Raw genomic sequence first — 21,249 nt, 5'->3', positions numbered from 1 at the left:
TGTGTTATTTTTTTGATTGATCGAATAGGTTGCAAATTGTGCCATCGTCTTTGATGGCACAATTACTGAACTAAATTATTTTAAAAAATCTGGAGTTTGATAAGCTGGATTCGGATAATCATATACACCTTTTCCATTAGCCGTTCCCATTCTGTCTTTATCTAAGTATTCCGACTTAATCCATGCAGCAACCTTAGCGGATAGCTCATCTCCTTGATCACCCCATGCTTTGTACAAATTATACGGCGTATTTGGTCCGATAATATCTAAAAATGCAAATGGTCCAATTGGAGCACCTGTGGAAATCATCCAAGTCTTATCAACCACTTTTGGATCGGCAACTCCATCAGCAGCTAATTGCATGGCCGCCTTCAGGAAAGGAACCAAAAGTGTATTTAAAACATAGCCAGGCTGCTCCTTATGAAGTGGAATCGGAATCATGGCAATATCTTTAGCAAACTCAATTATAGTCTCAAACACCTCGTCTGAAGTACGTTCATGCTTCATGATTTCGGCAATATTAAGTTTCCATATTTCATTCGCAAAATGCAGATGCAAATACTTTTCAGGGCGATCTGTGAAATCTACAATCTGACTCGGTGTCATCGTAGATGAATTGGATGCAAAAATGGTTTTTTCATTCGCCACCGCTGACAATTTCGTGTAGAAATCTTGTTTTATAGGAAGCAATTCCGGTACTGCCTCAATGACCAAATCTGCATTTTCTACAGCTTTTGCTAGATCGGTGTATTGTGAAATACGATTGTAGGCATTGTCAACCTCTTCTTTCGTACCATAATTATCTTCAACATACCGCCCTTTTAAGACAATAAGTCTTTCATTTGCTTTTTCTAATGCGTCATCGTTAATGTCATAAATCGAAACATTAAATCCTTTAAATGCTGATTGAAAAGCGATTTGACTACCTAAAACTCCCGTTCCGGCAATTGTTACATTTTTAATTTTCATAAATCTACTTTTTAAAATTATTATTCTATTCTATCATTGTTGACCAATTTCTTAAAATCTTGATTGCTATAGGAAGGAATAGTTGGTATTTTTATTTTAATGAACTCAACTTTTGTTGCTTGGTGGCAAGTGTTGCAAGCATTCGTAAGTGTTAAATATCCCTTTTTAAATGCTTCTGCATCTCGTTGTTTAATCGCATTGTTTACTGTTTCGAGGCTCGGTTCAATGATAGGTAAAGACTGTGTTTCTTCCCGATCGGGGTAAACGGCTCGGATATCTTCGATAATCTCTTCCATCTCGTGCATTTCAAATTCTGCCAATTCCCAGTTTTCATTCGCTCCGGCAAACCACAGCTTGCTGTGGCGGGTTTGGATGCTTCCCATAAAATCTCCAAATCCGGGTTTGTAAGCATTATCTAATTCTGCTTTCAGGCTATCGATCTGATTTTGTAAAGCCTGTTCCCCACTTTTTGATTGGGTACAGGCTGTTAGTAAACTTATCAATACTAATAGTACAAATAATCCTCTCATATCAAATGGTCTTAAATTTTATTGAAAATATTCGTGATATTCCTTGTAAGAATATTGTAATTGATCTACAACTTCATTTGCTTTTGTAGCATCTGTTTCATTTTCCAATGTTTTCACGATTTCAAGATGTGGATGCAGCCATTTGTGTAATTCATCGTGGCTCTTACCCGTCATTGTACAGCTTTTTATGAGCTGGGTGTTTTGGTCTTTTAGTTGCTCGGCAAGGGCTTTGAAATCCGTTTGATTGTCTTGGATATAGGTACTGACCAATTCTTCTCCTTTCAGTACAAAGGGTTTCATTTCTTCATTCACAAGCCACTTTTCGCCATTGTCGAGTTCAACTGCATCGGAACTTTCAAGGTGTTGGTGCGCTGAGTGGTTTTCTGTTTGTACTTTTGTTTCTTCGGAGGAAGTTGTTTTTCCTGCATTGTTACAACTCCAAAAAAGCATTACGCTCATTCCTAATAAAATCGTTTTTTTCATCGCTTAAATTGTATTTATTTGTTTTCAATCATTTTTAAAATTCCATTCAGGACTGTTTTTCCGTCTTTTACCAAGTTTGATTTATGACCTGATAATTTCCATTTCAAAACCGCCATTCTCATTGCTCCTACAATAATGGTTGTGATTGTGGAAGCACCGATTAATTTTTTATATGTCCCGTTTTTTTGACCTGTATCAACATTCGCGTTTACAAATTCCTGCATCATATTTATAATTTCCGATACCTTTTTGCTCAGCCTATCGTCGTAATGAAAAATGCTTTCGGCAAAAATAACACTAACTATTGCCGGCTTATCGGAAAAGGTTTGCAGTTGTGAATGGAAAATCTTTCTTAGTTTATCTCCTTCAGTAGCACTGGGTTCAAATGGAATAGACTGTATGCGGCTTTTCATTTCTGTTTGGAAATACTCCAATAAATTCAACAAGATTTCATTTTTACTCTTAAAATGCCGGTACAATGCCGGTTCAGATAGACCGATGTCTTCGGCAAGTGTTTTTATGGTCAAATTTTGAATCCCGAATTTTGAAATCCTATTTGTTGCCGCTTCCATTATTTCTATTTGCCTATTGCTAAACTTTTCCATAATATATATTCACTATACAAAACCATTAGTTAGTATTCACTCACAAAGATAGGAATAGTTTTTTAATGGACAATATTTGGCACTTTAATGTTTAGTTCTCCTGCACCAAATGTTGTAAGTTGGGGTCATTCTTGATACGTTCTATCTCGTTCTCTACAATATGCAGAATGTCGGACTTAATCAGACGGTAATTGCTTTCAATCTGCTCTTTCATTCTATCCTCGCCCTGTTCATCTACAAAAGACAGGATTTGTGGTATCTTCTGATAGGTTTTGGTTTCGGAAGCTACCTTTTCGTTATCTACTACAATTTCAGCGTGAAATATCTTTTGTTCGATACGTTCATCAAAGTTATCTGATACAGAACCCACAAACATACCCTGCGTAAGTGTAGATATTTTAGAGGCAGGTATTAGGCTATCCAATTGTGTCGAAATAGAAGTTGATTTATTGTTACGGTTGATAGTCATACTCTGGCGTTTCTGCAACACTTTTCCGAAGCGTTCAGAAAGGCTCTTTGCCGTTTCTCCAACAACCTGTCCACTGAAAACATTACCTACGGTATTCTGAATGACCTTAGCTTCTTTATCTCCATAATCACGGATTAGCTGGGAAAAATCCTGAAAGCCCAAACATACCGCTACCTTATTACTCCTCGCAGTTGCAATCAAATTATCCAATCCCCTGAAATAAATTGTGGGCAATTCGTCGATGATAACCGAACTCTTCAATTGCCCTTTTTTATTGATGAACTTAACAATCCTTGAATTGTACAATCCCAATGCTGCGGAGTAAATATTTTGGCGGTCAGGATTATTGCCCACGCACAAAATCTTCGGCTCTTTCGGGTTATTGATGTCCAATGAAAAATCATCGCCTGTCATAACCCAATACAGTTGCGGGCTAATCATTCTTGACAGAGGGATTTTTGCAGATGCGATCTGTCCTTGTAATTGGTCTTGTGCTCCCCCTTGCCAAGCGTCCATAAAGGGAGAAAGGTAATTTTCCAAATCCGGGTATGAAGTTAGTATCGTAAATACGTCCGAATACTTTTTATTTAGTAATTCTATGGCGTGGGGAAAGGTGCAATACTTACCGTTATCGTATATTTTAAGATACCAAATAATGGCGGCTAAAAGGATAATAGGACTTTCCACGAAAAAATCCCCTTGTTTCTGTATCCACGACCTATTGAGGTTTAGCATTATGGTATATGCCGCTTCGTAAGCATCAGAAATGTCCGTCATAAAATCGGGATTAAGTGGATTGCAACGGTGGCTCTTGCGTGGGTCGTCAAAATTTATCACGTAAAATTTTGGCTGAACTTTGTATTTATCCCTGTTCTTCAGTAAGTGATTATAAGCAATGGTAGAAAGGTCATCGAATTTGAAATCATAGATATACATACTAAACCCTTTCTCAATCTGCTGCTTGATGTAATTGTTTACGACGGCATACGATTTTCCCGAACCCGGAGTACCCAGCACAATCGTTGCCCGAAAAGGGTTCACTATATTTATCCAACCGTCATTCCATTTGTTTTTATAATAGAATTTGGTAGGAAGATTGACAGAATATTCATTTTCCATCAACCGGGTTTCCTGCTGAAAGCTTTCGTTTTCATTATTGAAAACATCGTCCATCAAATTGGTACGAAGCAATCGGCTCATCCAAACGCCTGCCATCAGTAAGGCGATATAACCTAAAGAGATAGTCAGCATATATAGGAATGTTCCTATTGCCGGAGATAACTTTAATAAAGGTGCGTTAAAAAAGAACAAAACAAAACCAATTCCCAAAGCAACATAAATTTTAGCCCACGTTATTTTTTCATTTTTTACGCCTTTTGTTCCTAAACAGCTTAAAGCTAATAAAACCAAGGCAAACACTTTGGTATATAAGGTATGCGAAAACAGCCCTGCCGTTCGCTGAAAATTTCCCAGTATTTTGTTGATTATTTCTAATGTCCAGCCACGTTCTAAAAAGAACCCGTAGCAGAACCAATAAAGGTGCATAAGTACCAATAGAATACTCACTGCCCTCATAAATGCCATTATCTTGGCAAGTCCTCTTAAATCGTCTTCTCCCTGCATTTTTTTCAGTTTTAATGTTCGGGCGTGAATTTAAAGGCTCTATTTATTGGCTATAAGAATGTGGCAGGCGTTGGCATTGCGTGGCGATGTTTGGCTGATTTCTATCGCTGACCTCTTTGGCGTTTCCGTTTCTTCTTCATCTTATTGACAAAGTCCTGTTCCTCGTAATCTTCGCCCTGTGCATCGGGTATGAGCAAACCGCCAAAGGCTTCTATCAAACCGTCTTCCTGCTTCGGCTCGGTGTTTAGAAAGTCAAAGAAATGGTGCGGTTGTTCCGCAGGTAGTTCGTTCGTATCATTTGGTGTAACGGACCTCTTTTGTGGCTTGGCAGTCTCTTTAATATCCGCTTTGATGTTATTGTTCCAATAATCATTAAAGGTATTGGCAGAAAGTTCCTTGCTCAAACGTGAGCCGTTCCAGACCGATTTAGAATTGTGGTCTATAAATGTTATACCATAAATACGACCTGCATCGTTCCTGCGGACTACCACGTTAATGCCCTGTCCCCCTAATTGCTTTTTAAAAGCCTGTTCGTTGTTGGTAGATTGCAGGGCAATGGTAACGGCTGATTGTAAGGTTTGTTTGGTCGAGGTATCTTTCAGGGTTGTTTTGCATTTCGTAAAATGCAATTCCAAAGCCGGAAGCCCTGCGTTCTTTCCGAAAAGTGAAGCCTTGAACGGGTGTCCGGCTCTTTCGCCTTTCTCGTCTAACGGAATGTACAATAAACCCTGCTGTGCCTTTCCGTGCAGTTCGCCCTCCACTTTTTCGGTGGTAATATTGAACAGGGAAAGCAAAGCGTTATACTCTCCCAAAGTCTGAAATTGGTAGTAGTTCGGCAGGTGTCGAATGACCGAAGCAATCTGACTTTTTACGTCGCCTGCCCGATAATCCACCGGACGGAAAACCTTGCCTGTTTGGTTACGCTCCTTATCTGTGGCAGGTATTAAATGGTGTTTTCTTTCCAACTCTCGGCACACATTCATTGACCGCATTTTCTCGAATTTATCTGAAATCTTTTTGCCTTGCTCGTCCACGCAGACCGATACAATGTGTATATGGCTACGGTCAATATCGGTATGTTTGAAAACCACAAAAGGCTGTTCGCCGTAACCCATTTCTCGCATATATTCCTGTGCCATTTCCCGGTACTTATCATCGCTAACTTTATCTTTCGGGTCGGGATTGAGCGAAATATGCAAGGTATGATATTGTGTATTGCGATTTGCGATGAGGTACGGCTCAAAAGATTGGGTCAGTTGAGCAACGGTATATGCTCCGTTTAGCGTTTCAATTATCTTATTTGTGAACAGAATTTGTCCGTTTTCCTTTTCAACTTTCAGATTATTATACGCCAAGGCACCGTACAGATTTTCGCTTCTTCCGATTTTCGCTATCATTTTTCACGCTGTTTTTTCAGGTGTTTGGCTTCAAATTCTTCGGTTAGCTGAATAACTTTTTGACATAACATTGCCATTTCTGCCGTCTGTTTTTCCAATTTGTAAAGAAATGCAGCTGCTTTTTTCTCCGAAAAATGGCGGTACAACAGCTTTACAATCTGATTATAATTGACACCTATTGCCCGAAACTGACTGTGAAACGAGGTCAGTCGCATATAAAAATCAACGGTTCCTTTATCAATTTTAACCGACTTCATTTCCTTTCCGAATACCTGTGAAATGATAAACTTGGCTTTATTGGGCATTCCCGATGCTTCAAAAAGCGATAAAAGTTTGGCATTTTCCTCATCTGTCAATCGGAAAACGTGGCGGTGGGTGCTGGGATTGAGCTTTGGCTTGCGACCGCCCTTATTCTGTTTTCTGTTACTGTTCTCATTCATCACTAATCCATTTATAATCTACACGAAAAGCCGACTTCGGAGGTTTTTTCTGCCCCCTGCAAAGGGCAAGTTGTTTTGAAGCACTAAATTCTATTTAGAGTGCCTCAAAACACAACTTGCCGTGTTCTGATGAACACAAAAATCCGCACTTCGTGACGGATTAAATGTAACAGGGAAAAGCGGCTCGATGCCGTCCTGTGTCGTGTCCATTTTGTCGAGGTGCTTTTGCATAAATCCGTTAATAAAATTCATTACACAAAGTAAAGCCCTCTTTACGAAAGGATTGCATTGTACAACAGTGCCAAACACTGCCTTTGAACGCCAAACACTGCCACACATCATAGAGCGGATAAGTTATTCGTTTTATTTGCCGTACGGTTTTAGTGCAGGTAGTAAAAATTGTATTACAACAAAGAAGAAAAACAGGTTTGCATACAGTCAATTTGGCGTAAAAGCATAAGGTTTTAAAAGCATACAACTATAAAAGTGTAAAAGCATAAAAGCGGTAAAGCATTTTACCTTTTGTAAGCCTTACCACTTGCCAAAGAATTTACCCGACAAGGCTGTGAGGAAAGCAAAAAGCCGTACAGGAAAACACCAAAGAAGTAATGCAGGAATTTGGTAATGAGGGAATATTCAAATACACGAATATGCAAACCTGCTAAATAAGTAAAGTATATAACAATAAATTTTTAAATAATGGAAACAACAAGGAAAACTTTAAAAATCAGCTTCTCCACCCAAAAAGGCGGTGTGGGAAAATCTACGATGACCACCTTGCTGGCAAGTGTGTTGCACTACCGGTTAGGTTATAATGTCTTGGTAATGGATTGTGACTTTCCGCAACACAGCCTGACCAATATGCGTGAGCGGGACAAGAAAACCATAATGCAGAATGAGTACCACAAAAAGGTGGCAATGAAGCAATTTCAGACTATTAACAAAAAGGCATATCCAATTATCAAAAGCAAGGCTGAAAATGCGTTGGAAAGAGCTTCGGAATATGTAGAACAGTCGACAGTTGTACCGGACGTTATTTTCTTCGACCTGCCGGGAACAGCTAATACCAAAGGTGTATTGACGACCTTGAAAATGATGGATTTTATATTTTCGCCCATAACCGCCGACCGTTTGGTAGTAGAAAGCACGTTGGGCTTTACCAAAGCCTTTCTTGAACTTCCAAAAACTGTTGAGGGCAACGATAACCAGGAGCTTTGGCTATTCTGGAATCAAGTGGATGGCAGGGAAAAAACTGGTTTGTACGAGGCGTATCAAAGTGTTATCAAAGAACTTAACCTGCCCATTATGGAAACAAGAATAATGGATAGCAAGCGCTTTCGTAAGGAAACGGACGATACAAGCAACTACGTGTTCAGATCAAGTTTGCTGCCTGCCGAAACACAACTGTTGAAGGCAACGAGAATGGATCTGTTTGTAGAGGAATTTTTAAAAATAACGCATCTATAAAAACATTAGACAATGAGTTCAGACAACAAAAACAACGATTTTAAAAAGCCCGATGTTGATGAGGAGTATTTGATGAACATCATAAGTGGCGATGAGCCTGTTGTTCCGCCTCAAAATAATCAACAACCCGAAACACCAAAGGGAACAAAGCCCAAACCCAAAGAAAAAGCCCGAAACAGCCCATCCAAAAAAGCAGATTATGAGGAAACATTTTTGGTCAATCGGTTTCCGTCGGGCCGTAACGGTAAGGTGGTTTACATACGCCCCGAATACCACGAGAGGTTGCTCCGTATTGTACAATTAACGAGGGAAGAAAAAACAACGCTCTACTCATACATTGACAATATCCTTGAACACCATTTTAGGGAGTACGGGGACGATATTACCGATTATTTCAACGAACGTTTTAAACCCATTTTATAATGAAAAAAGCAAAGCAAAAACCGAAAAAAGTTTTACGGACAACCGAATACAAAACGGCATTTCTTACGCCAACAAATTTTTTAGCTCGGAACGGAAAAACAGTGTATATAAACAAAGAGTTTCATCACAAACTTACCCAACTTGTATTTATGGTCGGTGGCGGTAAGCTGACACTTTCAGATTACCTACACAATCTGTTACAACACCATTTTGATGATTTCGGGGCTGAAATGAGAGAAGTTTATAACAACTTGGACAAAGAAATTTTTTAGTTATGGAAACCATAATTGTAATATGCCTGCTGATAATCATTGTCCTGCTTGTACAGGACAAGATTGTCATTAAGAAAAAGTCGGAGCAAAAGCCGAAACAGGAGAAAGTCAATCCCAATCTGCCCGATATTATGGGTCAGCCGAAGTCTGTAAGAAGCCAATCAGTGCAGAATAGTGCCAATGAAAGCCAAATCGAGGAGAAGGAGACAAACCCCGATAATTTAGACATTGAATACGACGAAAACGAAACCGTTGGTATTCAAATTCCGCAGGAGGAGCTGGACGATGCTTTCAGTAATATGCCTGATTTAAGAGTGGAGGAAGAAGAATGGAACAGGTACGGAATTTCTGGTGGTGATGACAGTCTTGCCCAAGGGGTTACCTATGACGAACTAACAGCCGTAGGAGAATTGCTCCAAAAAGAAAATTTGGAACAGTCTCAAAAAGAAAAGGCAAAAGCGTTAGTTCAAAAATTGCAGGGAACTGAATTATTCAGCCTAATGGAAAGTTCCATCGAGGGTGCGTCCAAAAAGATTGCCGAGCTTTTGGACAGCACACTCACTACTGAAACGGAAGCTGGTTCTTCCACTTTGCGGAAAAATAATTTTGAGGACTTTGACATTGAGGAGTTTGTATAGACTTCCCTTTGTTATATCCAACTAAAAATGCCAAACAGCAAAAATGTTTGGCGTTTTTTTATGCTTATACACTCACTACAAAGCCACTAAAAGCCAAACACTTCATTTGACTGCCACTTTAAAGTAACGCCTCCATTTCCATAAGACATTTGTCCCGAAAGCCCGTAAGGTGCGGGCTGACATAACAAATTAATGTATTTCAATTATGGAAAAACAAAGTAAAAAGGTTTTGCTGACAGTCGGTGCAATGCTGTCAGCAATGGGTGCATTCGCACAGGGAAACGGCTCGGCGGGTATCAACGAAGCTACCCAAATGGTAACATCCTATTTCGACCCCGCAACCCAATTAATCTACGCCATCGGTGCGGTAGTTGGGCTAATAGGAGGCGTTAAAGTGTACAACAAATTCAGTTCCGGCGACCCCGATACGAGCAAAACGGCGGCAAGCTGGTTTGGTGCGTGTATCTTCTTGATTGTTGCCGCTACTATCCTGCGTTCATTCTTCCTTTAATCCTTTGCTTTATGAACAGTTACAACATAAACAAAGGTATCGGCAGGACAGTGGAATTTAGAGGGCTGAAAGCACAATACCTGTTCATCTTCGCAGGCGGTCTGCTCGGTACGCTCATCTTCGTGATGATATTGTATATGGCTGGCGTAAGTAATTACGTCTGCCTGTTCCTCGGAGCCGGAGGTGCTTCGCTGATTGTGTGGCAAACCTTTTCGCTGAACAGGAAGTACGGCGAACACGGTCTGATGAAAGTGGGTGCGAAAAAAAGACACCCCCGATACATCATTTGCCGCAAGCCTGTACACAGGTATTTAAAATTCACTCCTAAATCCAAAGCCGTATGAGAAATGTAACCAAAACAGCCACATTGGAAAACAAGTTTCCATTGCTGGCAGTAGAAAACAACTGTATCTTATCGAAAGATGCGGACATTACCGCCTGTTTTGAGGTGCGGTTGCCCGAACTGTTTACGGTAGCATCGGCAGAATATGAAGCCATACACTCGGCTTGGCACAAGGCTATCAAGACCTTGCCTGATTTTACGGTAATCCATAAGCAAGATTGGTACATTAAAGAAAACTACGCTCCCGATTTGGTACAGGAAGACCAAAGTTTCTTATCCAAAAGCTATCAAAGGCATTTCAATGAGCGACCATTCTTAAATCACTACTGTTACCTGTTTCTGACGAAGACGACCAAAAACAGAATGCGTATGCAAAGCAATTTCAGTTCACTTTGCAAAGGCACACTTATTTCAAAGGAAATCAACAAGGAAACGACACATCGCTTTATGGAAGCGGTAGCACAGTTTGAGCGTATCGTTAACGATAGCGGTTTTGTAAGCCTGAAACGTCTGACCGAAGATGAAATCATCGGAACGGACGAAAAGCAGGGATTGTTGGAACAATACCTGACACTTTCGAGAGAAGCCGGAACACCAATGCAGGACATCGCTTTAGGGGCAGAAGAAGTCCGTATCGGAAACAAAAGGTTGTCTTTGCATACCTTGTCCGATACGGACGACCTGCCGGGAACTGTATCGGCAGATACCCGTTTTGAAAAACTGTCCACCGACCGGAGTGATTGTCGTCTGTCATTCGCAGCACCTGTGGGGTTACTTCTTAGCTGTAACCATATCTACAACCAATATTTGTTTTTAGATAACAGCGAAGACAACCTGCAAAAGTTTGAAAAGTCCGCAAGGAATATGCACTCGCTGGCAAGGTATAGCCGTGCAAACCAAATCAACAAAGAGTGGATAGAAAAGTACCTGAACGAAGCACATTCGTTCGGTCTTTCTTCCATAAGGGCACACTTCAACATTATGGCGTGGTCGGAAGACCTTGCGGAACTGAAACAGTTGAAAAACGATTGCGGTAGTGCGTTGGCACTAATGGAATGTAAGCCCCGCCACAACACTACGGACGTTGCAACCTTGTATTGGGCAGGAATGCCGGGCAATGCAGGCGATTTTCCGAGTGAGGAAAGTTTTTACACATTCATTGAGCCTGCTTTGTGTTTCTTCACAGAAGAAACCAACTATCACAATTCGCCCTCTCCGTTCGGTATCAAAATGGCGGACAGGCTCACAGGAAAGCCAATCCATTTGGATATATCGGATTTGCCTATGAAACGTGGGATTATCACGAACCGCAACAAATTTATTTTGGGGCCATCCGGTTCGGGTAAATCTTTTTTTACCAATCATATGGTTCGCCAATATTACGAACAAGGCGCTCACGTTCTGCTCGTAGATACAGGTAATTCCTATCAGGGATTGTGCGAGCTGATTAAGGGAAAAACCAAAGGCGAAGACGGTGTTTACTTCACGTACACCGAAGACAACCCGATTGCCTTTAACCCTTTCTATACCGATGACGGTGTGTTTGATATTGAAAAGCGTGAAAGTATCAAGACTTTGATACTTACGCTTTGGAAACGGGACGATGAACCCCCCACACGTTCGGAAGAAGTGGCATTGTCCAATGCTGTATCGGGCTATATCGAACGTATCAAAGCGGATGATGTGTATCCGTCATTCAACGGTTTCTATGAGTATGTTAAAGGCGATTACCGCAAGGTATTAGAAGAAAAACAGGTAAGGGAAAAAGACTTTGACATCGCCAATTTCCTCAACGTGTTAGAGCCTTATTACAAAGGTGGCGAGTACGACTATTTGCTGAACTCGGACAAGCAATTAGACTTATTGAGCAAACGCTTTATCGTGTTTGAGATAGATGCGATTAAAGACCACAAAATCCTCTTTCCCATAGTCACGATTATTATTATGGAGGTCTTCATCAACAAAATGCGTAGGCTGAAAGGTATCCGTAAGCTGATTTTGATTGAAGAAGCGTGGAAAGCGATAGCGAAAGAGGGTATGGCGGAATATATAAAATATTTGTTTAAAACCGTCAGAAAATTCTTTGGAGAAGCCATTGTCGTAACGCAAGAGGTCGATGATATTATCCAGTCGCCCATCGTCAAGGAAAGTATCATTAACAATTCCGACTGCAAAATCCTCTTAGACCAACGCAAGTATATGAACAAGTTTGACGACATCCAAGCGATGTTGGGGCTGACCGATAAGGAAAAAGGGCAGGTGCTTTCTATCAATATGAACAACGATCCCTCACGGCTTTATAAAGAAGTATGGATTGGATTAGGTGGTACGCACTCGGCAGTCTATGCCACCGAAGTTAGTCTGGAGGAATATCTCGCCTATACGACCGAAGAAACCGAAAAAATGGAAGTGATGCAATTAGCTTCCGAATTGGACGGTAACGTAGAACTCGCCATTAAGCATATCGCAATGCAAAGGCGGGACAAATCAAATAGTAATTAATCATTTAAAATTTCAAGAACAATGAAAAAAGTAGTGTATCTGGTGTGTACGGCACTAATGCTTGCCGTAGCACCGTCAGCAAAAGCCCAATTTGTAGTTACTGACCCTGCAAACTTGGCATCGGGAATTATCAACTCTGCGAACGAAATCATACAGACTTCTTCCACAGTATCTAATGTAATTAAAAATTTCAAGGAAGTGGAAAAGGTGTATAAACAGGGAAAAGAATACTATGACAAGCTACAAGCTGTCAATAACCTTGTGAAAGATGCCCGTAAGGTACAGCAAACCTTACTCTTGGTAGGCGATGTTTCGGAAATGTATGTGCAAAATTTCGGCAAAATGATGAACGACCCGAATTTTTCCGCACAGGAATTGGCGGCAATATCCAATGGTTACTCGGCACTGCTCAATGAAAGTACGGAACTGCTCAAAGAGCTGAAACAGATTGTAACCTCTTCAAGCCTGTCGCTGAACGACAAAGAGCGTATGGATATAATTGACCGTGTGTACAAAGAAGTGAAAGAATACCACAGCTTGGTAAGATACTACACCAATAAAAATATCTCTGTGAGCCTGTTGAGAGCGAAAAAACAGAACAATACGCAAAGAGTGCTTGACCTCTACGGAACTTCTAACCAAAAATATTGGTAGTTATGGAATTTAATAATCTTCACGAAGTCCTACGCTCATTATACGATGAGATGATACCACTGTCCGCCGATATGGCGGCAGTGGCAAAAGGAGTGGCGGGCTTGGGTGCATTGTTCTATGTCGCTATAAAAGTATGGCAGGCTTTGAGCAGGGCTGAACCCATTGATATGTACCCTTTGCTCCGTCCTTTTGCTTTGGGTATCTGTATAATGTTCTTCCCGACTATCGTATTGGGAACAATCAATGCCGTATTAAGTCCTGTGGTACAGGGTACACATCAAATTCTCGAAAATCAGGTGCTTGACCTTAATGATTTACAGGCTAAAAAAGACCTTTTGGAAAGGGAAGCGATGTTGCGAAACCCCGAAACTGCCTATTTGGTGTCCAACGAGGAATTTGATAACAAGCTCGAAGAATTGGGCTGGTCGCCCTCCGATTTGGTAACGATGTCGGGTATGTATATGGACAGGTTTGCCTATAAGACCGAACAAGCCGTTAAGAATTGGTTTCGCAATCTGTTGGAAGTCCTGTTTCAAGCTGCGGCATTGGTGGTCGATACGATACGGACATTCTTTCTGATAGTATTGAGCATACTCGGACCGATAGCCTTTGCGATAAGCGTGTGGGACGGTTTTCAGTCGACGCTCACGCAATGGCTGACCCGATATGTAAGCGTGTACCTATGGTTGCCAGTGGCAGATCTGTTCAGCTCTATGCTTGCCAAAATACAATCCCTCATTATCGAAAAGGATATAGCAATGCTTGCCGACCCGACTTACATTCCTGATACCAGTAATACCGTGTACATCATCTTTATGATAATCGGTATCGTGGGTTACTTCACTATCCCAACGGTAACAGGCTGGATTATTCAGGCAGGTGGTGCAGGAAACTTTACTCGTAACGTAAACCAAGCGGCAATGAAAACCGGAAATATCGCCGGAGCAGGAACAGGTTCGGCAGTTGGAAATATCGGTGGAAAATTAATGGGGAAATAAAAACAATCAAATCATTTAAAAATGGAATTTAAAACATTAAGAAATATCGAAAACAGTTTTAGGCAAATACGGCTGTATGCCATTGTATTTGCCGTTCTCTGCATTAGCGTGGTAGGATTTTCACTATGGAAATCTTACAGCTTTGCAGACGAACAACGCCAAAAAATCTATGTGCTGGATAACGGTAAATCGTTGATGCTTGCCTTATCGCAAGATGCAAGTATCAACCGACCTGTGGAAGCAAGGGAACACGTCAGACGTTTTCACGAACTGTTCTTTACCCTCGCACCCGATAAAAATGCGATTGAAAGCAATATGAGCAGGGCGTTCAACCTTGCCGACAAATCGGCATTCGACTATTACAAAGATTTATCGGAAAAAGGATATTACAGCCGTATCATTTCGGGGAATGTACAGCAACGCATTGAGGTAGATAGTGTCGTATGCAATTTCGATACCTATCCTTATGCGGTGCGTACCTACGCCAAACAGTTCATTATCCGTTCGAGCAACTTGACCAGGCGTAACCTGATTACTTCCTGCTATCTCGTGAACTCCGTTCGTTCGGACAACAATCCGCAAGGATTTAACATTGAAAAGTTTACGGTAATAGAGAACAGGGATATCGAAGTCATAAACCGATAAAAATTAAGGATATGAAACAGTTACTTGATTTAAACACATTCGCAAAAACGCTGACCGAGAAAGGATATGACGGCTATTTCCAAACCGAGGGAGCTTACCCCGATAAAATTAAAGACAGTATCAGCAGGTTTTTGGAGGCTTGCAAGAATGGCACGGACAAGCCTCTGCAACCCGGCAGTTTTTCGTTAAGGACTTACATCGAATGGAATGGCGATGACAAACCCAAAGTTGATTGCTATATGCGGGTACGGTACGAAAACAACAAATTCGATGTACAGAAAATGAATATTGAAAGGACTGACCAATACGGGCATTTAATGAAGCAATCGAAACTGACAGACCTATCCACAGGTTCAGTTCCGACCTCAAAGGAAGCCGTTGCATTGGTCTCCGATACGCCTAAACAAAAGCTGTCCTCACAAGGCAGACGGTTCAGAATGTGATAACCGCAAATCAATAAGGTATGAAAAAAATTAGAGCAAATATGGACAGGTACTTTGATAGGCTGGACGAGCGTTGGCGGGCATTGCCAATACGCAGACAGCACCGATACACGCTGTATCTCTTTATCGGTTATTTTCTGATGACAGCAGGGATAATCTTCAAAGTGTGGTACGATACCTCAAAGTCCGAAAACAATATGCACATAAAGCATATTGAAAACCCTGTCCTCAAAAAAAGTGAACGTCCTGCAACCTTGCAAGACACATTATCAACAATGCTAAAAAATAAGTTTTATGAAAGAAAGTGAGAACAAAAAATCGGTTGTTCGGGTAACGGAAAGTAACACGAACGAAACCGCTGATGTACAGCAAGACAGTACACAGAACAAAGCCGAAAAGCTAAAAAAGCCTTTGATATTCGGCTTAATGGGGATTGTGTTTGTAGGTTGTATGTATTTGATTTTTAAACCGTCGGAAGACAAAAAGGAAATCGAAAACATCGGACTGAACGATGCCGTTCCGCAAGCCACCGGAGCAGGGCTACCTGCCGACAAAGGAAAGGCATACGAATTGGAAATGCTCCAACGAAAAGACGAGGAAAAACGCAATGCACTTGCCACGCTTTCTGACTATTGGAGTACCGAAGATAACGATGAGCCAATAGATGAATATCCCGATGAAGACGAAGGCTACGGTTATGGCAGTGGTGGTAGAAATCCGGGAAGAAACGGCAATCCTGCACTGAACAGCTACCGCAATATGCAAAGCACATTAGGTTCTTTCTATCAGGACGACAATACGGAAACTATGGAACTCCGCAGACAGTTGGACGAACTGAAAGAGCAATTAGCTGAAAAGGACATTCCGCCTGTTGCAACCGTTGATGACCAAATCGCCCTAATGGAGAAATCCTATGAAATGGCGGCAAAGTATCTACCGCAAAGCACAAATATCGCAGAAACCGTACCTACCAATGGTACGGCTTCGGGGACTTCGGGTGCTAACCAAAAAGAGCATTTGGTATCGTTTACCCCGACAAGGAAAAGCACCGTTTCAGCCTTGTACCGTGAGCCTACTGATAGTGCCTTTTTAGCCGATTGGAGCGAAACAAGAAACCGTGGGTTTTATACCGTAGGTGCTATGGAACAGGTGGCACAACCGAAAAACAGCATCAAAGCCTGTGTACACGATGCACAAACGGTAGTTGGCGAAACAGGGGTACGATTGCGGTTGTTAGAGCCTGCCCGAATGCCACAACGCACCATTCCCCAAGGAACGATTGTAACGGCTAATGCCAAATTTCAGGGTGGGCGTTTGCAACTCAAAATTACCTCTATTGAATTAGAGGGAAATATTATCCCTGTGGATATTACCATTTATGATTTGGACGGACAGCAAGGTCTGTACGTGCCGTATTCTCCCGAAATGAACGCACTTACCGAAATGGCGGGCAATATGAGCCAAACAGGAGGAACGAGCGTAATGCTCACGCAAAATGCCGGACACCAAGTAGCGGCGGATTTAAGTCGTGGCGTGGTACAGGGCATTTCGGGTTATTTCGCTAAAAAGGTACGCACACCAAAGGTTACGCTGAAAGCCGGACACCAAGTCTTTTTGGTATCTAAAAAATAATGTTGAATTCAAATAAATAAAATAATGAACAATCTTTTTAAATCAATCTGGGCGGTTGCCCTTACAGTCGGCTTTGCCGTAACCTCTTTTGCACAGGATAGTGCAAGAACTCCGCTTGCTTTGGGCAAGATAGAACCCTACAAAATGGAAGTTACCTACGACAAAACTTCGCATTTGATTTTTCCGACCGCTATTCGGTATGTGGATTTGGGTAGCGAATATTTGATTGCAGGAAAGGCTGAAGATGCCGAAAACGTACTGCGTGTGAAAGCATCGGTAAGGGATTTTGAAGCTGAAACAAACTTTTCCGTGATTACCAATGACGGACGTTTTTACTCTTTCAATGTGTATTACAGTGGGTATCCCGATGCATTGAACTATGACCTTTTGACTATGCAAAAGGCGGTGGACAAAGCCAACGGAAATGATGTGCTTTTTGAAGAATTGGGCAATAATTCTCCGTCTTTGGCGGGCTTGCTGTTGGAAACCATTTACAAGAAAGACAAGCGTATTGTAAAGCATATCGGGGCTAAAAGTTTCGGTATTCAGTTTATCCTCAAAGGGATTTACATACACAACGGCAAATACTATTTCCATACGGAATTGAGAAACAAAACCAATGTACCGTTTGATATTGACTTTATCAATTTCAAGGTCGCAGATAAAAAGGTCGCCAAACGTACCGTAGTACAGGAACGTCCTATGATACCGTTAAGGACTTACAAGCCATTTGAAGACGGAATAAACGGAAAATCTACCGAACAAAATGTGTTCCTGTTAGACAAATTCACGATTGCCGATGACAAGGTACTGCTGATTGAGATTTTCGAGAAAAACGGGGGCAGACATCAAACTCTGCAAGTCGAAAATTCGGACTTAATCAAAGCCCGATTGATAAGCGATATGCACTTGAAATTTTAATAACCTTTTAAAGCAAGAACAATGAACAAGTATATCTATACCGTGATGCTACTCTTTGTGGCCATCACGGTTGCACAGGCACAACGAATGTTGCCCAAACAAAAAGGATTGGAAGTAAGCACAGGCATACTGTCCAACGACAAAATCGGTAACGATTATTATATCAGTCTTGGTATGATCGTAAACGGAAAGAACGGCAATTATCAACTATGGGGGTTGGAATACACGCACCAATACCACGATTACAAGACCATTCGCATACCGCAGGAAACCTATACCGCAGAGGGTGGTTACAGCTTTTTCCTGTTGGGCGATGCCCGAAAGAATATCACGCTGAATTTCGGCATAACAGCCGTGGTTGGGTACGAAAGTATCAATCGTGGCGAGGCAATGTTGTATGACGGAGGAAAGATATTGAGCGAGGACAATTTCGTTTACGGAGCTGGCGGACGGCTCACATTTGAAACGTACCTGTCAGACCGATTTGTACTTGTCCTGCAAGGGCGTACAAAGGTCTTATGGGGTACGGATATGGAACAGTTCCGACCGTCCGCAGGCGTGGGATTGAGGTTTAACTTTTAAAACGTAAAACGATGATAGCAATATTTAATAAATTCAGAATAGGAATGTTGCCAATATACTTAATGTTGGCAATCCTCACGGCTTCGGTTTCTTTGGTATCTTGTAGCAAAGATGACGACCTCGAAATACAGAACGATTTTCCTTTTGAGGTCAATGTAATGCCTGTACCCAAAAGCGTAGTCAATGGGCAGACCGTAGAAATACGCATTACCATACAGCGAACGGGCAATTATAGCAACACGCAATATTTTCTCCGCTACTTTCAATTTGACGGACAAGGCATATTGCAGTATTATGATGAACCGCCATACCTGCCTAATGATTTGTACCAATTACCAAAGGAGCAATTCCGATTGTATTACACTTCCACTTCTACCGTAACACAAGCCTTTGAGGTCTGGATTTCGGACAGCTTCGGGAACGAAAAGCAAATCAGTTTTCAGTTTAACAGTACGGATTAAGAACAATAGAAAATGAAGCTAAAAAACCGACTTTACGAAGGTCGGTTTTTTGCTTTTTAGCTTTCGGTATAGGATGATTTTGTTTAAATTTACCTATTAAAATTTTAGTGTTATGGATATAGATACGGCTCAATTGGTGTTTGGTATTGTCCTCGTCATTGTGGGGATTGGTCTTATCTATTGGATAAACCGCAGGAAATTTTACAGGCGTAATGGAATGGGTGCGGAGGGTTTTTCAAGTTTTGAAGCATCTGTATTTACCCGTTTTATTGAGCGTATGGGCAAATGGATTGCTTATGCTTTGATAATTGTCGGTATTGTTTGTATGTGGACTTACAGCCAAATGAAGAAAGACAAAGAACAAAAACAAGAAGAAACAACAGAACAACCGGCTCGACGGTAGTTTATTCGTGTCAAAAATAGTCTAAAACAAGTCGAATAAGCTTTCTGGGTTATTTGACTTTTTTACATTTCTAATTATATCGCCACAATTTTTTCGATCGGTCATTAAATTTATGATTGCGTATCATAACTGACTTTAGTATATTTGTGTCTGAAAATATAAAAAATACTTAAAGTGTTTTTGCTTTAGGTTCCGCATTAGAAACTGGTAATTTTTAAAACCCCGGAACAGATAAGTAAGAACGCTCACGTCATAGGCGTGGGCGTCCGCTTATTTGGGGGATGGCGTACCAGTGCCTTAATGCCGGTAAGTGTGATTGCCTACGCTTTCTTTTTTTGCGTAGGGTTCACAAAAAAAAAATGGCATTATGGAAACAACAAACAAAACCAAACAAACCCTCGCCTTTATTCACGATAAAAGCCCGATTGTAGATATTATCTGCAATGGCCTCATTGATTTAGGATTTGAGATACTATACCGCTCGGAACATATCGAGGACGGAATAACTCAATTATTTTCATTAAAATCACTTCCCGAAGTCTGTATCATTGACCTTGATTTTTACGATAAGAATGTGTTGGCGGAGCTTCAGGAACTACGGACAAAATATCCAACTATAAAACTGATTGCTTTCAGCGATAAAGATAGCGAACAAGCCGTAAAATCTCTATTAGAGATTGGTTTTGCAGGTTATCTACTCTTTGGTAGCGATGCAGATGATTTAAAAAAAGCCATTGAGGTAGTTTCCAATGACGGAAGATATTTTAGTGTGGGCGTAGCGAAAATTGCACAGGAGTATTTTGCTAATACTAAGACTGCTTTTTTAAATCTGTAATTTTTATTTGGACGATATTGTTGTCATTTATTCCAAGTTGCAACAATGTTTGCTTGTGTGCTTGCTTTTCAAGTTCACTGTAATACGAAACATTCCAAAATACATTTTCATTTAGTTTAGCTTTTAATATTTCAAAATATTTTAAATCGACTTCTGAAATAGAATGTCCCAGAACAATAACCTTTTCAACTTCCATAAGATTGGCAAAAAAAGCAATATTGTTTTCTATAATTGAAGCTGTATTTTTAAAAGCCTTTGTATAGTAAGATAGTATTTCTTGCTTGGCACTTTCATAGGAATAGTCATATTCATCTGCCTTTTGTTCACGCCATTCGTAAAACTCTTCTTCGCTTAAACCTTGTGGCGGTTCTTCTTCTTTCTCTTCAAAATTTGCGGGGTCAGTTCCGTGTCCTAAAATAAGATTACAATTATCTGCATCGGCTCTGTTATGAATATAGATTATTTGTTCTTCGGGAATGCCGTAGCTTTTCTGTAATGTTTCAGTATAATTGAAATTAAAAAAATGGCTATCGTCTTCCAATTCAATTAGGGTATCATCGGGAATGTTTTCGTATTCGACTACGAGAATGAAACTATTAAATTCACTAATTAAGGTCGTAGTTAAATCTTTTATAATTAACTCCATTTCAATTTGATAACTATGCCAATCTCTATCTCGAAAATCTTCAGCACCAGGACAAGCTATTAGGTCAGAATTGTTTTCCAATACCTCTACATAATCTAAATCAGCTAATGCTAGTTCAAACCTTGACCATAAGGCATACTCCTCATCAGTCAATTCGGGATTTGTTATATCAGGAAGTCCATAATAATTTAATAAAAGGTCATAAACCTCACTGTTATTTTCAGCCAAGTAGTTTGCAAAACTTTGATACCTTGTATCTAATTTATGATGGATATCAAATCCGTTTCCAATAATGTATAATGTCTTCATTAATGTATTTGTCTTTTCATATTTGTTGTCGGTTTGAAATGGTTTACC

The 21,249-nt window shown here is 40.7% G+C and carries 26 protein-coding genes; 18 read left to right on the top strand and 8 right to left on the bottom strand.

Annotated features, from left to right (window positions below):
• Nucleotides 1-75: 75 nt before the first annotated feature.
• The 7 genes from BM375_RS13220 to mobA all read right to left on the bottom strand — a co-directional run bounded on the left by BM375_RS13220 (nucleotide 76) and on the right by mobA (nucleotide 6,516).
• Nucleotides 76-969, bottom strand: coding sequence for a 3-hydroxyacyl-CoA dehydrogenase (locus BM375_RS13220; RefSeq protein WP_093366736.1), 894 nt, complete (start codon nucleotides 967-969; stop codon nucleotides 76-78).
• 20 nt (nucleotides 970-989) lie between these two features.
• Entirely contained in the window at nucleotides 990-1,499 is a 510-nt protein-coding gene (locus tag BM375_RS13215; RefSeq protein WP_093366734.1) for a hypothetical protein, read from the bottom strand.
• A gap of 18 nt (nucleotides 1,500-1,517) precedes the next feature.
• Nucleotides 1,518-1,982, bottom strand: a complete 465-nt coding sequence (locus BM375_RS13210) for a hypothetical protein (RefSeq protein ID WP_093366733.1) — start codon at nucleotides 1,980-1,982, stop codon at nucleotides 1,518-1,520.
• 14 nt (nucleotides 1,983-1,996) lie between these two features.
• On the bottom strand, nucleotides 1,997-2,587 hold the full coding sequence (locus BM375_RS13205; protein ID WP_093366731.1) for a TetR/AcrR family transcriptional regulator: 591 nt from the start codon (nucleotides 2,585-2,587) through the stop codon (nucleotides 1,997-1,999).
• Nucleotides 2,588-2,678: 91 nt separating this feature from the next.
• Nucleotides 2,679-4,679, bottom strand: a complete 2,001-nt coding sequence (gene mobC, locus BM375_RS13200; RefSeq protein WP_093366730.1) for a conjugal transfer protein MobC — start codon at nucleotides 4,677-4,679, stop codon at nucleotides 2,679-2,681.
• 101 nt (nucleotides 4,680-4,780) lie between these two features.
• Nucleotides 4,781-6,076 carry a conjugal transfer protein MobB gene (gene mobB / locus BM375_RS13195; RefSeq protein WP_093366728.1) on the bottom strand — a complete coding sequence of 432 codons (1,296 nt, stop codon included), beginning with the start codon at nucleotides 6,074-6,076 and terminating at the stop codon, nucleotides 4,781-4,783.
• Nucleotides 6,073-6,516 carry a conjugal transfer protein MobA gene (gene mobA / locus BM375_RS13190; protein ID WP_093366727.1) on the bottom strand — a complete coding sequence of 148 codons (444 nt, stop codon included), beginning with the start codon at nucleotides 6,514-6,516 and terminating at the stop codon, nucleotides 6,073-6,075. The genes mobB and mobA overlap by 4 nt, the downstream gene beginning before the upstream one ends.
• Nucleotides 6,517-7,215: 699 nt before the next feature.
• Here mobA and BM375_RS13185 point away from each other — a divergent pair.
• The 18 genes from BM375_RS13185 (at nucleotide 7,216) to BM375_RS13100 (ending at nucleotide 20,246) form a co-directional block, all read left to right on the top strand.
• Entirely contained in the window at nucleotides 7,216-7,983 is a 768-nt protein-coding gene (locus BM375_RS13185; protein WP_093366725.1) for a ParA family protein, read from the top strand.
• A 12-nt stretch (nucleotides 7,984-7,995) separates the two neighbouring features.
• Nucleotides 7,996-8,406 (top strand): DUF3408 domain-containing protein, encoded by a 411-nt coding sequence (locus BM375_RS13180; RefSeq protein WP_093366724.1) that lies wholly within the window; start codon nucleotides 7,996-7,998, stop codon nucleotides 8,404-8,406.
• Entirely contained in the window at nucleotides 8,406-8,678 is a 273-nt protein-coding gene (locus BM375_RS13175) for a DUF3408 domain-containing protein (RefSeq protein ID WP_093366722.1), read from the top strand. The genes BM375_RS13180 and BM375_RS13175 overlap by 1 nt, the downstream gene beginning before the upstream one ends.
• Before the next feature lie 2 nt (nucleotides 8,679-8,680).
• Complete coding sequence (locus BM375_RS13170) at nucleotides 8,681-9,316, top strand: conjugal transfer protein TraD (protein WP_093366721.1); 636 nt, start codon at nucleotides 8,681-8,683, stop codon at nucleotides 9,314-9,316.
• A gap of 205 nt (nucleotides 9,317-9,521) precedes the next feature.
• On the top strand, nucleotides 9,522-9,827 hold the full coding sequence (locus tag BM375_RS13165) for a DUF4134 domain-containing protein (protein ID WP_093366719.1): 306 nt from the start codon (nucleotides 9,522-9,524) through the stop codon (nucleotides 9,825-9,827).
• Nucleotides 9,828-9,838: 11 nt separating this feature from the next.
• The gene (locus BM375_RS13160; protein ID WP_093366718.1) at nucleotides 9,839-10,171 is read left to right on the top strand and encodes a DUF4133 domain-containing protein; all 333 of its coding nucleotides are present in this window, start codon (nucleotides 9,839-9,841) and stop codon (nucleotides 10,169-10,171) included.
• Nucleotides 10,168-12,672: a TraG family conjugative transposon ATPase gene (locus BM375_RS13155; protein WP_093366716.1), complete on the top strand. Its 2,505-nt coding sequence runs from the start codon at nucleotides 10,168-10,170 to the stop codon at nucleotides 12,670-12,672. Before BM375_RS13160 ends, BM375_RS13155 begins: the two co-directional genes overlap by 4 nt.
• Before the next feature lie 21 nt (nucleotides 12,673-12,693).
• A complete protein-coding gene (locus BM375_RS13150; protein ID WP_093366715.1) occupies nucleotides 12,694-13,326 on the top strand; it encodes a DUF4141 domain-containing protein in 633 nt (210 codons plus the stop codon).
• 2 nt (nucleotides 13,327-13,328) lie between these two features.
• Nucleotides 13,329-14,324 carry a conjugative transposon protein TraJ gene (gene traJ, locus BM375_RS13145; RefSeq protein WP_093366713.1) on the top strand — a complete coding sequence of 332 codons (996 nt, stop codon included), beginning with the start codon at nucleotides 13,329-13,331 and terminating at the stop codon, nucleotides 14,322-14,324.
• A 21-nt stretch (nucleotides 14,325-14,345) separates the two neighbouring features.
• Nucleotides 14,346-14,969, top strand: coding sequence for a conjugative transposon protein TraK (gene traK, locus BM375_RS13140; RefSeq protein ID WP_093366712.1), 624 nt, complete (start codon nucleotides 14,346-14,348; stop codon nucleotides 14,967-14,969).
• Between the two features lie 11 nt (nucleotides 14,970-14,980).
• Nucleotides 14,981-15,412, top strand: coding sequence for a hypothetical protein (locus BM375_RS13135; RefSeq protein WP_093366710.1), 432 nt, complete (start codon nucleotides 14,981-14,983; stop codon nucleotides 15,410-15,412).
• Between the two features lie 20 nt (nucleotides 15,413-15,432).
• Entirely contained in the window at nucleotides 15,433-15,720 is a 288-nt protein-coding gene (locus BM375_RS13130; RefSeq protein WP_093366709.1) for a nitrogen regulatory IIA protein, read from the top strand.
• The gene (gene traM, locus BM375_RS13125) at nucleotides 15,707-17,044 is read left to right on the top strand and encodes a conjugative transposon protein TraM (RefSeq protein ID WP_093366707.1); all 1,338 of its coding nucleotides are present in this window, start codon (nucleotides 15,707-15,709) and stop codon (nucleotides 17,042-17,044) included. Before BM375_RS13130 ends, traM begins: the two co-directional genes overlap by 14 nt.
• 24 nt (nucleotides 17,045-17,068) lie before the next feature.
• Entirely contained in the window at nucleotides 17,069-17,965 is an 897-nt protein-coding gene (traN, locus tag BM375_RS13120; RefSeq protein WP_093366706.1) for a conjugative transposon protein TraN, read from the top strand.
• Between the two features lie 21 nt (nucleotides 17,966-17,986).
• Nucleotides 17,987-18,547: a conjugal transfer protein TraO gene (locus BM375_RS13115; protein ID WP_093366704.1), complete on the top strand. Its 561-nt coding sequence runs from the start codon at nucleotides 17,987-17,989 to the stop codon at nucleotides 18,545-18,547.
• A gap of 11 nt (nucleotides 18,548-18,558) precedes the next feature.
• Nucleotides 18,559-19,008 carry a DUF3872 domain-containing protein gene (locus tag BM375_RS13110; protein ID WP_093366703.1) on the top strand — a complete coding sequence of 150 codons (450 nt, stop codon included), beginning with the start codon at nucleotides 18,559-18,561 and terminating at the stop codon, nucleotides 19,006-19,008.
• Nucleotides 19,009-19,120: 112 nt separating this feature from the next.
• On the top strand, nucleotides 19,121-19,411 hold the full coding sequence (locus BM375_RS13105) for a molybdenum ABC transporter permease (protein ID WP_093366701.1): 291 nt from the start codon (nucleotides 19,121-19,123) through the stop codon (nucleotides 19,409-19,411).
• Between the two features lie 367 nt (nucleotides 19,412-19,778).
• Complete coding sequence (locus BM375_RS13100; RefSeq protein ID WP_093366699.1) at nucleotides 19,779-20,246, top strand: response regulator; 468 nt, start codon at nucleotides 19,779-19,781, stop codon at nucleotides 20,244-20,246.
• Here the strand turns inward: BM375_RS13100 and BM375_RS13095 are convergent.
• Nucleotides 20,221-21,201 (bottom strand): bacteriophage abortive infection AbiH family protein, encoded by a 981-nt coding sequence (locus BM375_RS13095; RefSeq protein ID WP_093366829.1) that lies wholly within the window; start codon nucleotides 21,199-21,201, stop codon nucleotides 20,221-20,223. The genes BM375_RS13100 and BM375_RS13095 overlap by 26 nt on opposite strands.
• Nucleotides 21,202-21,249: the final 48 nt, after the last annotated feature.

It is taken from the genome of Sphingobacterium wenxiniae (assembly GCF_900116225.1).
GTDB classification, from domain to species: domain Bacteria; phylum Bacteroidota; class Bacteroidia; order Sphingobacteriales; family Sphingobacteriaceae; genus Sphingobacterium; species Sphingobacterium wenxiniae.
Note: the sequence above shows the minus strand (reverse complement) of the source record. Positions and strands in the feature narration are given on the sequence as shown.

Coding starts and splice junctions, on each gene's coding strand:
- BM375_RS13220 (WP_093366736.1), bottom strand. CDS start 969: ATGAAAATTAAAAATGTAACAATTGCCGGAACGGGAGTTTTAGGTAGT.
- BM375_RS13215 (WP_093366734.1), bottom strand. CDS start 1,499: ATGAGAGGATTATTTGTACTATTAGTATTGATAAGTTTACTAACAGCC.
- BM375_RS13210 (WP_093366733.1), bottom strand. CDS start 1,982: ATGAAAAAAACGATTTTATTAGGAATGAGCGTAATGCTTTTTTGGAGT.
- BM375_RS13205 (WP_093366731.1), bottom strand. CDS start 2,587: ATGGAAAAGTTTAGCAATAGGCAAATAGAAATAATGGAAGCGGCAACA.
- mobC (WP_093366730.1), bottom strand. CDS start 4,679: ATGCAGGGAGAAGACGATTTAAGAGGACTTGCCAAGATAATGGCATTT.
- mobB (WP_093366728.1), bottom strand. CDS start 6,076: ATGATAGCGAAAATCGGAAGAAGCGAAAATCTGTACGGTGCCTTGGCG.
- mobA (WP_093366727.1), bottom strand. CDS start 6,516: ATGAATGAGAACAGTAACAGAAAACAGAATAAGGGCGGTCGCAAGCCA.
- BM375_RS13185 (WP_093366725.1), top strand. CDS start 7,216: ATGGAAACAACAAGGAAAACTTTAAAAATCAGCTTCTCCACCCAAAAA.
- BM375_RS13180 (WP_093366724.1), top strand. CDS start 7,996: ATGAGTTCAGACAACAAAAACAACGATTTTAAAAAGCCCGATGTTGAT.
- BM375_RS13175 (WP_093366722.1), top strand. CDS start 8,406: ATGAAAAAAGCAAAGCAAAAACCGAAAAAAGTTTTACGGACAACCGAA.
- BM375_RS13170 (WP_093366721.1), top strand. CDS start 8,681: ATGGAAACCATAATTGTAATATGCCTGCTGATAATCATTGTCCTGCTT.
- BM375_RS13165 (WP_093366719.1), top strand. CDS start 9,522: ATGGAAAAACAAAGTAAAAAGGTTTTGCTGACAGTCGGTGCAATGCTG.
- BM375_RS13160 (WP_093366718.1), top strand. CDS start 9,839: ATGAACAGTTACAACATAAACAAAGGTATCGGCAGGACAGTGGAATTT.
- BM375_RS13155 (WP_093366716.1), top strand. CDS start 10,168: ATGAGAAATGTAACCAAAACAGCCACATTGGAAAACAAGTTTCCATTG.
- BM375_RS13150 (WP_093366715.1), top strand. CDS start 12,694: ATGAAAAAAGTAGTGTATCTGGTGTGTACGGCACTAATGCTTGCCGTA.
- traJ (WP_093366713.1), top strand. CDS start 13,329: ATGGAATTTAATAATCTTCACGAAGTCCTACGCTCATTATACGATGAG.
- traK (WP_093366712.1), top strand. CDS start 14,346: ATGGAATTTAAAACATTAAGAAATATCGAAAACAGTTTTAGGCAAATA.
- BM375_RS13135 (WP_093366710.1), top strand. CDS start 14,981: ATGAAACAGTTACTTGATTTAAACACATTCGCAAAAACGCTGACCGAG.
- BM375_RS13130 (WP_093366709.1), top strand. CDS start 15,433: ATGAAAAAAATTAGAGCAAATATGGACAGGTACTTTGATAGGCTGGAC.
- traM (WP_093366707.1), top strand. CDS start 15,707: ATGAAAGAAAGTGAGAACAAAAAATCGGTTGTTCGGGTAACGGAAAGT.
- traN (WP_093366706.1), top strand. CDS start 17,069: ATGAACAATCTTTTTAAATCAATCTGGGCGGTTGCCCTTACAGTCGGC.
- BM375_RS13115 (WP_093366704.1), top strand. CDS start 17,987: ATGAACAAGTATATCTATACCGTGATGCTACTCTTTGTGGCCATCACG.
- BM375_RS13110 (WP_093366703.1), top strand. CDS start 18,559: ATGATAGCAATATTTAATAAATTCAGAATAGGAATGTTGCCAATATAC.
- BM375_RS13105 (WP_093366701.1), top strand. CDS start 19,121: ATGGATATAGATACGGCTCAATTGGTGTTTGGTATTGTCCTCGTCATT.
- BM375_RS13100 (WP_093366699.1), top strand. CDS start 19,779: ATGGAAACAACAAACAAAACCAAACAAACCCTCGCCTTTATTCACGAT.
- BM375_RS13095 (WP_093366829.1), bottom strand. CDS start 21,201: ATGAAGACATTATACATTATTGGAAACGGATTTGATATCCATCATAAA.